This window comes from Arthrobacter sp. ISL-69, assembly GCF_018613775.1.
Taxonomy (GTDB): domain Bacteria; phylum Actinomycetota; class Actinomycetes; order Actinomycetales; family Micrococcaceae; genus Arthrobacter.
This window is the reverse complement of sequence record NZ_JAGGPO010000043.1, coordinates 1-11,194: the sequence shown is the minus strand read 5'-3', so window position 1 is coordinate 11,194 and position 11,194 is coordinate 1. Positions and strand designations below refer to the sequence as shown.

Here is an 11,194-nt window from a genome sequence, read left to right as displayed (position 1 = left end):
GCGCTGACGGCGTGTTCGTCGGTTCCGGCATCTTCAAGTCCGGCAACCCGGCCCAGCGTGCCGCCGCCGTCGTGAAGGCCACCACCTTCTTCGATGACCCCGACGTGATCGCCAAGGCCTCCCGCGGCCTGGGCGAAGCCATGGTGGGCATCAATGTGGACGAGATCCCGCAGCCCCATCGTCTTGCTGAGCGGGGCTGGTAGATCATGACATCTGTGGCGACATGCCCAGCCCGGAACGCCAGCGTACGTGGGCTGCGCAGCGACTGGTCCCGGCTGACGGGCCACACGGTGGAAGTGTGGCTTATGGACGAGCACGTCATCACCGGAGTGGTCGAGCAGGCCGCTGACGATGATTCTGTGCTCTGGATAGCGGGGTCAGGAGCTTATACGCGGAGGCTCTTCGACAAATCCACCGGCTACAAGGTCTGGGTGTAGTCGGCTGGTTTGCCGGTTGGGCGAAAACTCTAGCGGACAATGGCGGGACGCCCCGCCGTCCGCTCTGATTTGAGCATTCCGCGGGTAAATGAGTCCGGTCAAAGGTGCAAGCGCGCGAACGAACTGCGGTTGTTGTCCCAGCAACCGCCGAACGTCCGGGCCATAAGCGCGAATTCCGGGTTTCAGCTGCGTCCCGAAAAGCCGGTAAGCCTAGCGGCGTTCCTGGTGGCCGCGGATCGTGCTGTATTCCTTGGTTATCGCCATGACTTCACGACTGATGGGGGTTTTGACTTGGTCGTGGGTGTGGCTGCGGGCGGCGTGGAATTTCAGGATGCAGCGTTTTTGATTTCCCGGCACATGATCCCACGGTAGGTGTGCTCGGTAGGGCCCAAAAGGAGGGTGTGCACGATGTGCACACCCTCGGCTATGGACTGGTTCGTACCGGTGCCAGACTGGCTCGGACTGGCTATGTCTTCTGGAGTTCCCAGTGTTCGCAGGGGCCGGAGTTTTGGGCCTCTGCGTGGGACAAATTGTTCACATGTGGGCCGCTCGGGGGCCTTTTTCGTTGGCAGATACGTTGCCGGCTAGCTCCTTTCTGAAGTGAGGCGAGCGGCTTTGTGACTAGTTAGTCTTCGTGGTTTCCTCACGCCTCCACGACATAAACGTTGTCGATTTGGAGCGAGATGTCCAGTTGTACCGCTACCTGGCTGGGTCGTCATATCCATTTATTGCCTCTGTGTTGGATGACAACATGACGGAATGGCGAGACCGGAGGTGGGGATGGTCCCGGGTCAGTGGATTGAGCTTCACTCACCTCAGCGGTAGTCCGAACTCACGGCGCAGGTCATCTCCGCTGACCGTGTTGCCGTCGGCGATGTCGCGCTTCGCCTGTTCGAGGTCTTCCCCGATCCCGGGCCGAGAGAGCCAATGGATGGTTTCCTGAAGAGACTCCAGGTCGTCCGCTGACAGCACCGCGGACGTCTTGAAGTGCCCGCTTGTAGTGGAAAGACGCCCCGGACGAGCATCCCTCCGCCGGTGGACAGTGGTGGAGGGATGCTCGTCCGGTCTGCGGGTACTGCCTGACCCTCGTGCTAATTATCCGCAGGGTGCCAATCTATGACGCCGGACTTTTTTTGATGTGGCACCATTGACTGCCAGTGAGTCAGGGATCTCAACTGACAATGTCCGCGGGGGACCGTGCGGCTCTGGCGTGGACAGGATCCGAAGCCAGTTCGGTGGCAGCTGAGGATGCGGTTTGGGCGGAGTCCGGCGACGGATGTGCTGCGACGGCCGCGGCGTGCTCGGCCAGGACGCCCGTCTGGTGGCGGATCTTCAGTCGGTACAGCAGGGCTCCTCCGGCGGTGACGGTGGCGACGAAGATGACACCGCCCCACTGCAGATACCACTCGAAGGGCGGCACCGAGTTATAGATCTCCGGCCGCGGCCAGATCAGATTGAGCGTCATGGCACCGCCCCACAGCATGGCGAGGATATTGACCGGCAGCCCCCACTTGCCCATGCTGAAGCCCGCCTTGTCGGTGCCTTCATCGCGCAACGGCCATTTCTTGAGAAACCTGTTCCGCAACATGGGAACGGTGACCAGCAGGTAGGACAGGTAGATCAGGACAATGCTGATGCTGGAGAGGATCGTGAAGATCGCCGGCTGCATGACATTGACGACCAGCGGAATGATGGCCATAACGCCGATGACGATGGCTGCGACCGCAGGCGTCTTGCGGACCGGATCCACCTTGCTGAGCTGGCGGCTGAACGGCAGGTTGTTGTCCCGGGCCATGGCAAACATCATGCGGATGGCGGCGGCGTGGACGGCCAGGGTGCACACCACGACGGCGACGACGATACACGCCAGGAAGGCTTTCCCGAACGGGCCACCAAGGACGGAAAGCACGACGTACTGCAGGCCGCCGTCGGGCGCACCCACCTTGGGGTCGGAGAGGTCGGGGGCTGCCAGGATGCCGAAGAACAGGATCAGGCCGCCGAGCAGGAAGGACGCGGTAACAGCCCGCAGGATGGCCTTCGGCGCGGTGCGCTTCGGGTCCTTCGTTTCCTCCCCCAGGGAGCTGGCGGTGTCGAAGCCGTACATCACGTAGCCGGAGGCCATCGCGCCGATGAGGAAGACGCCGAAGAAGCCCAGGTCGTGGCCCTCGCCGAAACCGGCGGTGTCAAAGAAGACCTCGGGACCCCGGACGACGTGCCAGCCCAGGGCGAGGATAAGCAGCACGGCTGCGGCCAGTTCCACGAAGACGCCGATGCTGTTGATGCGGGTCATCAGCTTCACGCCGAAGGCGTTGATGAGCGTGGAGATGGTGATCATGATGGTGGCCAGTAGTACGCCGTTGATGGCAAAGTCCAGGGGCCCGGTGCCGTCGCCAACCAGCTGGAAGCCGGACCAGAGCTGCGGCAGGGTGAGCTGCAGGGCCAGGGCCACTGACCCGAGGGCCACGATGGAGGACAGCAGCAGCAGCCAGCCGGCGAGCCATGCTGACGTGCCGGAGGCCAGCCTCTTGGCCCAGTTGTAGACCGAACCGGCCACGGGATAACGGCCTGCCAGTTCGGCAAAGCACAGCGCCACCATGAGCTGGCCCACAAAGACGATGGGCCAGGACCAGGCGTAGGCGGGGCCCGCCATGGAGAAACCAAAGTAGAACAACTGAAAAACGCCGGTGAGGATGGAGATGTAGCTGACGCCCGCGGCGAAGCTGGCGAACTTGCCAATGCTGCGGTCCAGGGTCTGGGCGTAGCCAAACTCGTCCATGCCGCTTGAATCCGTACTCTTGCTGGGTACTAACATCTGAGCTCCTAAGTCGAAAAGCACGATGGTGAAGTCCTGCGCCCGCCATTGGACGCAGGTGAATCAACGGCGCGCGCGGATGAGACCGCGCCCCGCCGTTCCCCCTTCTGGTACTGCCTAGCTGCTGACGGCCGCTCCCGGTTCGGGCGATGAGCCAAACCAGCCGCTGGGTGCAGGCTGAATGTTCTGCCAGATGTGCTTGGCCTCGCGGTACTCGTCGAGCCCCGCGCGGCCAAGCTCACGGCCGATCCCCGACTTCCCGAAACCGCCCCACTCCGCTTGGGGGACGTACGGGTGGTAGTCATTGATCCACACCGTTCCGTGCCGGAGGGCGCCCGCGACGCGCTGCGCCTTCGACGCGTCCGAGGTCCAGACCGCGCCGGCCAGCCCGTACTCGGTGTCGTTCGCGATCGTGATGGCCTCGGCTTCGCTGCGGAACGTCTCGACGGTCAGCACTGGGCCGAAGGACTCCTCCCGCAGCACGCTCATGCCCGAGCGGCAGTTGCCGAGCACGGTGGGCGGGTAGAAAAAGCCGTCCGCAAGCGGCTCCTCCTCGGGGATGAAGCCACCGCACAACAGCTCTGCGCCCTCCGCGATCCCGGCCTGGACGTAGGCGTGGACCTGCTCGCGGTGCTTGGCGGAGATAAGCGGCCCCGTCTCGGCGTCGGGATCGAACGGTCCGCCCAAGCGGATCTTCTTCGCCCGCTCGACCACCTCGGCCACAAAACGCTCGGCGATCGTCTCCTCGACGACGAGCCGCGCCCCTGCTGAGCAGACCTGACCGGAGTGCAGGAACACTGCAGTCAAGGCGTTGTCGACGGCGGCGTCCCAGTCCGCGTCCGCGAAGACGACGTTCGGGTTCTTCCCGCCGAGCTCGAACGCGACGCGCTTCACGGTCTCCGCTGCGGCGGCCATGATCGTCTGCCCCGTGGCAAGGCTTCCGGTCAGGGAGACGAGGTCGACGCGCGGGTCGGAGCTGAGCGGGCCGCCCACCCTTGACCCGGCTCCGGTGACGAGATTGGCGACGCCGGCCGGGACACCGGCCTCCGCGAGCGTCTCCATGAGCAGAATCGAGGTCGACGGCGTAAGCTCGCTGGGCTTGAGTACGAACGAGTTCCCGGCGACGAGCGCTGGCGCGACCTTCCACGCCGCCTGGAGGAGCGGGTAGTTCCACGGCGCGATGAGGGCACAGACCCCGAGCGGCTCGTAGACGACGCGACTGATGGCGTTCTGCCGTCCCGTGTCGATGACCCTGCCGGCTTCGAGGCCCGCGATCTTCCCGTAGTACCGGAAGCAAGCGGCGATGTCATCGATGTCGTATTCGGCCTCAATGAGCCGCTTGCCCGTATCGAGGGCCTCGGCCCTTGCGTAGGCAGCCTTGTCCCGCTCAAGAAGGTCCGCGACGCGGAGCATGACAGCGCCGCGCTCGATGTCCGTGAGCCGGCGCCACGGGCCGTCGTCGAACGCGGCCCGTGCGCTGGCGATCGCCCGCTCTGCGTCCTCCACCGTCGACGAGGCGACTACCGCCACCTGGCGCCCGTCCGCCGGACAGCGCACGGTGGTGGTCGCGCCGTCGGACACCTGTTGCCAGGCGCCGTCGACGTACAGGCCTCGGGCGAGCTTCAGTTCAGTATCGATTGTCACGCTCATGCCCTAGCCCTTCGCCGCAACGGTTTCGGCTGTCGCGGCTCCGCCGCGTTCCAGCGGGCTCACCCCGTGTCGGTAGAACTCGGCGTGTTGGGGCGCGAGCGGCGCCTTGCCGGCGATCAGGTCGGCAGCCTTTTCGGCGAGCATCATCACCGGGGCGTAGATGTTGCCGTTGGTCACGTAGGGCATGGCCGACGCATCCACCACGCGCAGGCCGCGGGTGCCGTGCACGCTCATGTCCAGCGGGTTCACCACGGCCATGGGATCGGAGTCCGGCCCCATCTTCGCGGTGCAGGACGGGTGTAGCGCCGTCTCGGCGTCGCGGGCAACCCAGTCAAGGATCTCCGCGTCGGTCTGCACGCCCCGTCCGGGAGAAAGCTCGCCGCCGCTAAAGGGACCCATGGCGGACTGGCCGAGGATGTCGCGGGCAACGTGGACCGCCTCGACCCACTCGCGGCGGTCCTGGTCGGTGGAAAGGTAGTTGAACAGCATCGACGGGTGCACCGTGGGATCGGTGGACTTGATCTTCAGGCTGCCGCGGGCGTCGGAGTACATGGGGCCGATGTGCACCTGGTAGCCGTGCTTGGCGTCCGCCTTCTGGCCGTCGTAGCGGACGGCGACCGGCAGGAAATGGAACATCAGGTTGGGGTAGGCCACGTCGTCGTTGGAGCGGGCAAAGCCGCCGCCCTCGAAGTGGTTGGTGGCGGCCGGCCCCTTACGCCCCAGCATCCACTGCAGCCCGATCAGCGGGTAGCGCCACAGGTCCAGATTTGGCTGCATGGAGACCGGCTGGGTGCAGGCGTGCTGAATGTAGACCTCGAGGTGGTCCTGGAGGTTTTCGCCGACACCGGGCAGGTTTGCAACGGAGTTGATGCCCAGTGAGTTCAGGTGGGCGGCATCGCCGACGCCGGACAGCTGCAGCAGCTGGGGCGTGTTAATGGCGCCGCCGGCCAGGATCACCTCTCCGGCGTTCACCTGATGCAGCTTGCCGTTGCGGCGGTAGGTCACACCGCTGGCCACATTGCCCTTGAAGTTGACCTTGGTGACCAGGGCCCGGGTGAGGACCTTCAGGTTCTTCCGGCCGTAGCCGGGACGGAGGTAGGCGCGGGAGGCCGAGAGGCGCTGGCCCTTGTGGACATTCCGGTCGAACGCGGCGAAGCCCTCTTGGCGGTAGCCGTTGACGTCGTCGGTCAGCGGGTATCCGGCTTCCTGGGCGGCGGCGAAGAAGGCCTGGAACAGCGGGTTGGTGGCGGGGCCGCGCTCCAGCACCAGCGGGCCGGAGTGTCCGCGCAGTTCATCGTCGGGGTCGGCGGCCAGCGCGTTTTCCATCCGGTTGAAGTAGGGCAGGCAGTGCGCGAAGTCCCAGGTATCCATGCCAGCGTCGGCGCCCCAGCGCTCGTAATCGAGCGGGTTACCGCGCTGGAAGATCATGCCGTTGATGGAGCTCGAGCCGCCCAGGACCTTGCCGCGGGCGTGCGCCACGCGCCGGCCGCCCATGTGGGGCTCGGGATCGGACTCGTAGCGCCAGTCATAGAGCGGGTTGCCGCTGGGGAAGGTCAGCGCGGCAGGCATCTGGATGAAAAGGTCCCAAGGGTAGTCGCTCCGTCCGGCCTCAAGAACCAGGACGCTGCTCTGGCCTCCGTCGCTCAGGCGGTTGGCGAGCACGGAACCCGCGCTTCCGCCGCCGACTATGACGTAGTCGTAGGTGGTCTGTGTCATGCAAAATCTCCTTCTAGCTGGTGCAGATCAACCGCCGGGAGCGGGTTGTCCTTCATCTGGAAGCTGGCGGTGGGCGTTGACATGGTCAGGGAGCTGCGGCGAGCGGAGTTGCTCTGAGCCGCAATCCGGATGTCGCCGCTGAAACGCAGTTATTCCCGCAGGACCCCGTTTGTGTGGTGTAGGTCATACACAAGCAGAGTAATACACCTTGAACAAGTGTTCAAGGCTAAAACTGAACCGATGTTCAAGAAAGTTTGGACGTAGTCCGCCGGGGCCGGGCAGTGCTTGTTCAGCTGGGGCGTGTAGCCGCTAGGCGGCGAAGGCGATTTGCTCCGTGCGGGCGATGCTCCTGCGGATGGAAGCCTCGTCGACGCCGAGGAGCGCCGTCAGCCACATCCCGTTTTGCACGACGACGATGTCAGCCGCCCGCTCCCTGCACACATCGCCGGAAAGCTCAGGCTTGGCGTTTCCTATCAGCGCCGCGAGCCCATCGAGGTACCGTTCAAACGCTGCAGCATTGATCAGCGCAAAGTCTTCATGGGCTTGCGCGAGCGCCCAAAGATGGAGGCGCAGGGACAGGTGCTGGGTGGTCAGCAGTTCCGGGTCCGCAACGCGCCGGAGAGCCGTGCGGAGCTGTTCGTCCGGGGGCGACGCCGGGTCGGGCGCGACCAGCATAAGGTCGTGCTCGTCAATTCGGTGCAATGCCGCACGGATCAAGCTTGTCTTGTCTTCGTAATAGTAGTTCACGAGCCCTAATGCAACGCCGGCTTCGCGCGCCACGGCGCGCATATTGACACCTGAGATGCCGTGGCGCGACAGCAGGTCCAGCGCCGCTTCGAGAATGCGCGACTGCCTGTCAACCTGTTCGCCGGAGTTCACGGTGCTTGTATCCACCCGGCCAGACTATTGCGAAACCCGGATGAGTGCATCTCGCTAACCAGGCAGAGGAATATTGCGGGCCTAATCGCCCGACAAGGCCCGTTGATTTTTGGCGGGGGAAAAACCAGGCGGGAATGGGGTTTTGAGAACCCTCCCCGCTCATTTTTCATCAGCCGATATCGGAGGTCCGGTCAATCTTAGCCGCGCCGGTATGCCGCCAGCCCAGCCCATTCGGCGATCCGCGAGAAGTCGAATGGGTTGGCAAGCTGGCAACGCAGCGCCGTGTGTGGCTGTGGCCTTGAGTACAGGGTCGGGCTGTCGATCGTGTGCGTTCCCACTCGTTTGTACATGAGATGTTCGCAGAGGAGGAATGAACCGAACATGTCGCTCGTCGATTTCCAGTCCGTGCACGCCCAGAGTGTTGGTGCTCGATCGGCCGTCGGCCACACTGCAACCGTGACTCCGGGCGTCCTGATTCAGGGCGGAGCGAAATCACGAACACTTGAGAAGCGAAGCACTGGAGGGGCGTGGCAGTCGCCAGGACAATTTAGCAAAGTGGGCCAAAAGAGAGTGTGGACAGTGTCCACACCTCGGGCTTCGGACTGACTCGTATATCGTCGGACTGGCTCGGATTGCCGATGTTTTCAAGAGTTCCCAGTGTTTGCAGGGGCTGGAATGCAGTTCGAGTCCCACCTTGGGCATGCATTCCCCCTCGTCAGAGGGGGTCTTGCCTTTAATGTGTGTACATTGACCCTCCGCGGGGTCCCTCTGACTCTGGCCGCGGTCGGTGCCTGGCGCTGCGGTCGCCTGTGAAGTTATGTGGGTGGCGGGTTCAGAGCCCTGGCTGGTGGGCTGTCCTTCTGCTGGGATCTGCGGTCATCCGGATCTCCTCTCGAATCGCTGTGGTGGCAGTTGGCCGTTCACCTATTCATGGCCTGGGCTTGTACTGACGGCATGACCCCAGGGAAAGTTTTTTCAAGATGTTTCTTATGCGTTCGCGTCTGTTGGGCGCATTGGTGAACGCTGCGACGTCTGTTTGTCCGGCCAAAGGTGTGCGGGCAGTGTCCACACCATCTATTAGTGATTCCCTGGCTCATCGGAGGGCTCCATGTCTGGCTGATTTCCGCTGACATGACTTCATGCACTTCGCGTCAGCAACGACATGATTATCACGAAATGCATTGGGGCGCCACGCATTGGGCAAAGCTAGGGTGGTGATCGATGCCCCTGTTGTCGACGGAGCATCGCGCTGTTGGTTAAGGCCACTCCGGGGTCTGGCGTTCGCTGACAGCCCTCATCGGCCACGATCAGTTGCTCGCCTGGCTGGAACTCAATCCTGACAGCATCGCCAACCGCATCGCCGACAGCGCGATCCCGCTCGAGCTGCGCACCCTCATGAAGTCCTCCCTGCTGGACCTGCTAAGCGAGCAGTCCTCGCTGTCCCACCCGCGGACCATGGATCTTTGGAAGAACATCTGCACCCAGTGCGACCTCGGCATCGGCACACTCACCACACTGGCTGCCGGCAAGCTTCCAGGGCAGCAACAGCGGCTGCGCAGGCTCCTCGCCGAACGGATCACCCGCATCATGGTCAAGCCCTTCATGGACATTTCCACGGTGATCGAGGAACGGCTTACACAATGCTGCGTCCACGTGGGCACGAAGAGTGACGCCGGCGATCACCAGTGCGCCCCGTTCTGCGCCGTCCAGGCGTGGCCGACCCTGGCCAGGCAACGAATGAGCACAGCAACAGGCCGGGAGCTTCTCCCAGTCCGCCAGGTCTGAGCCAGCGACAGGGAGAAATGATGAGCTCCGCTTCTGAGGCCCGGCGTATCGCAGGCGGGCCACCGCCGTCACAGCTGGTGCGCTCCAAACACGCAGGCCGGCACGGACACAGGCCTGACACTGAAACCGATCCGCAGTCCCCGCCGACTTTCGACCCGCTGCGGCTCTGCATCTACGCCACCATTGCCCTGCTCGGCTGGGCAGCCGGCCCTGTAGCACTGACCGTGTTCGCCGCAGTCGGATTCGCAGGCTATTGGAAAGCCCGACGGAGGGGCCTGACGAAGTCGAAGTGCTACCTCCGCGACACGAGGCTGGTCTTGGCCTACCTGGGCATCCTGCTAGCGGCTGGGTTATGGGGGATATATTCGATGGCAGCTCAACTGTTCGGCTCGTAAACGCCTCAGGATGTTGGCAGCCGCCTCATGCCTGACCGGTGAGCGTCCCAATCGAAGTCGAGGTAACCATGGATATGAAACCGGAAGTCGGCGAACCCGATGCGGGACCCTGGCAAGCCGAGTCACTGGAAGGCTTGGTGCGGCGGTTACTGCCGGCAGCAGGACAACGTCCGAACCGCCCCTGGATTGTAGCGGTAGATGGAAGGAGCGGGGCAGGCAAGACCACCCTGGTCGATCGTCTACTAGCTCGAGTGCCGGACTCAGATGTCGTTCACACGGACGATGTAGCGTGGCATCTCTCGTTTTTTGACTGGGCCGATGAACTCCGTGGCGGTGTCCTCGAACCCCTGCTCCAAGGCGAGGCAGTCCATTACCGTCCGCCGGGTTGGGTGGCCCGAGAACGTCCAGGTGCCATAGCTCTACCCGCCGGGCGTTCCGTGGTGTGGGTGGAAGGGAGCGGATCATCACGCCAAGCTCTCTCTGACCTAGTCGACGCTTCGATCTGGGTGCAGTGTGACAACTTTGAAGCCCGATGTCGCCTGCTGGCACGAGATGGCCAGGAAGAAGAAGACCTGCACAGGGAGTGGGAAGAACAAGAAATTCCCTTCCTACTTGAAGACCGGCCATGGGAGCGCGCTACAGTGATCGTGGCCGGAAGGCCGGCCCTAGAGTACGATCCGAATACCCAAGTAGTAACCGCTCAGCCAGCACCACCATGCGCGGAGATCACCTAACGCACGGATTTGCCATCTCCGCCCGCCACTGCGAATGCAACAAGATTGAGCGACTGACTGCTGGCGGGCCAAGAGTCCAAGCAGATTCCCGCACTGCCGTCAAGCAGCCTGGCAGGGCACATCTGAACCGTGAGGGATAGGCTTCAAAGAAGAACCCCTGCGGCACGAGTCATTTGCGCGGCGTTCTTCTCGGTAGTTCGAACACTTTCGCGTATCGGGGGCAACCCGAAAGTGGGAGAGCACGCCTTAAGCGCCGATAACGGACGTTTCGTCGTTCTGACTTCAGTGGGTTCAGGGGTCAACTGATTTGAGCGCAAGGGGTGCGAAACCGTGGGGGAGGGGTCCGGGCGAACAAGGTTGTGAGGCTCCGAGCCAGGTCTTTGATCGGTTAGCCCAAAAAGCACGCCCGGCGCGCGCTGCAGACCGCCGTCGATCAGGGGACATTGGCAGGGCAAGGGCGCCGTTCGTCCCGTCATGCGGATTTCTACCCGTTTGCCCATGGGATGTACAGAACGGAGGAACCCGCCGACGTGACGCCCATCGATACACCGCATGTGCCTTGGTCCATTCGCGGGTGTTCGATCTGGGCTGTCGGCAACGTTTTGGCGCAGTCACCAGGGCACGGCAAGTCAGGGCGACGCTGTCTCACGCACGCCCTGGAACTGGTTCGCCCGACGGGCCGTGGCTGTCAGTTGTACCATGCGAAAACTGGGCAAAAAAAGGGGGTGTGCACAATGTGCACACCTTGGGCCTCGGATCGGGTCGTGTGATGTCTCGGGACATGGG

General features: G+C 63.4%; 8 protein-coding genes and 1 pseudogene. 4 read left to right on the top strand and 5 right to left on the bottom strand.

The window, feature by feature from the left end:
• Together J7I79_RS21870 and J7I79_RS21865 are read left to right on the top strand one after the other, a co-directional pair.
• Positions 1 to 203, top strand: a pseudogene (locus tag J7I79_RS21870) (pyridoxal 5'-phosphate synthase lyase subunit PdxS); the annotation flags it as partial.
• Between the two features lie 12 nt (positions 204 to 215).
• The gene (locus J7I79_RS21865; protein WP_396020237.1) at positions 216 to 437 is read left to right on the top strand and encodes a hypothetical protein; all 222 of its coding nucleotides are present in this window, start codon (positions 216 to 218) and stop codon (positions 435 to 437) included.
• Positions 438 to 1,247: 810 nt separating this feature from the next.
• Here the strand turns inward: J7I79_RS21865 and J7I79_RS21860 are convergent.
• The 5 genes from J7I79_RS21860 to J7I79_RS21840 form a co-directional block, all read right to left on the bottom strand.
• Complete coding sequence (locus tag J7I79_RS21860) at positions 1,248 to 1,409, bottom strand: type II toxin-antitoxin system Phd/YefM family antitoxin (protein ID WP_214956976.1); 162 nt, start codon at positions 1,407 to 1,409, stop codon at positions 1,248 to 1,250.
• A 199-nt stretch (positions 1,410 to 1,608) separates the two neighbouring features.
• Complete coding sequence (locus tag J7I79_RS21855) at positions 1,609 to 3,249, bottom strand: APC family permease (RefSeq protein ID WP_251043149.1); 1,641 nt, start codon at positions 3,247 to 3,249, stop codon at positions 1,609 to 1,611.
• A gap of 117 nt (positions 3,250 to 3,366) precedes the next feature.
• Positions 3,367 to 4,899, bottom strand: a complete 1,533-nt coding sequence (locus tag J7I79_RS21850; RefSeq protein ID WP_214956974.1) for an aldehyde dehydrogenase family protein — start codon at positions 4,897 to 4,899, stop codon at positions 3,367 to 3,369.
• Between the two features lie 3 nt (positions 4,900 to 4,902).
• Positions 4,903 to 6,615 carry a choline dehydrogenase gene (gene betA, locus J7I79_RS21845; protein ID WP_214956972.1) on the bottom strand — a complete coding sequence of 571 codons (1,713 nt, stop codon included), beginning with the start codon at positions 6,613 to 6,615 and terminating at the stop codon, positions 4,903 to 4,905.
• A gap of 309 nt (positions 6,616 to 6,924) precedes the next feature.
• Positions 6,925 to 7,509, bottom strand: a complete 585-nt coding sequence (locus tag J7I79_RS21840) for a TetR/AcrR family transcriptional regulator (protein WP_214956969.1) — start codon at positions 7,507 to 7,509, stop codon at positions 6,925 to 6,927.
• Between the two features lie 1,296 nt (positions 7,510 to 8,805).
• On the opposite strand from J7I79_RS21840, the gene J7I79_RS21835 reads away from it, so the two are divergent.
• Both J7I79_RS21835 and J7I79_RS21830 read left to right on the top strand, forming a co-directional pair.
• Positions 8,806 to 9,279: a hypothetical protein gene (locus J7I79_RS21835; protein WP_251043148.1), complete on the top strand. Its 474-nt coding sequence runs from the start codon at positions 8,806 to 8,808 to the stop codon at positions 9,277 to 9,279.
• Between the two features lie 20 nt (positions 9,280 to 9,299).
• Positions 9,300 to 9,674, top strand: coding sequence for a hypothetical protein (locus tag J7I79_RS21830; RefSeq protein ID WP_214956967.1), 375 nt, complete (start codon positions 9,300 to 9,302; stop codon positions 9,672 to 9,674).
• Positions 9,675 to 11,194: the final 1,520 nt, after the last annotated feature.